Below are 410 nucleotides of genomic sequence, written 5' to 3'. Positions count from 1 at the left end.
AAGAACTCTCCGGTAGTATAAATAATGCTCATTTTAAAGATTCGCTACTACAATCTAAAAAACACAATGATTCTTTATTAGCTGTATTAAATAAAGACTCAGCTAATAATTTGGTTGCTATAACAGATTTGAAAGAAAAAATTGCAACACTTGAGAGTTTTTTAGAAGAAGATGGGGAATACGAAAAAACAACAATCGATTCAGCAGCTCTTGAAAATATTAAAATTAATAGCAACATAAGTGTGCAGAAAATAACATTGTCGCTTAAAGCCTATCTCCAGGGTTCATCAGGAACTAATAGTTCTGAATCAATTTTATGCAATACTATTGCCATAAGCGACTTTGAGCCAGTTGATTTAGCAATACTTCAAACGAAAACAAAGAATTTACCAGATACCAGTATCCACTTA

1 protein-coding gene is annotated in these 410 nt (G+C 31.5%); it reads left to right on the top strand.

Annotation, left to right across the window (positions count from 1 at the left end):
- On the top strand, window positions 1-410 hold a 410-nt coding region (locus tag E3E36_RS12360), incomplete at both ends, for a hypothetical protein (RefSeq protein ID WP_167895633.1).

The sequence above is a fragment of the Thermococcus sp. M36 genome (genome assembly GCF_012027355.1).
In the GTDB taxonomy this organism is placed as follows: domain Archaea; phylum Methanobacteriota_B; class Thermococci; order Thermococcales; family Thermococcaceae; genus Thermococcus.
The sequence above is the reverse complement of the archived record's forward strand: the minus strand, read 5'-3'. Positions and strand labels throughout refer to the sequence as shown.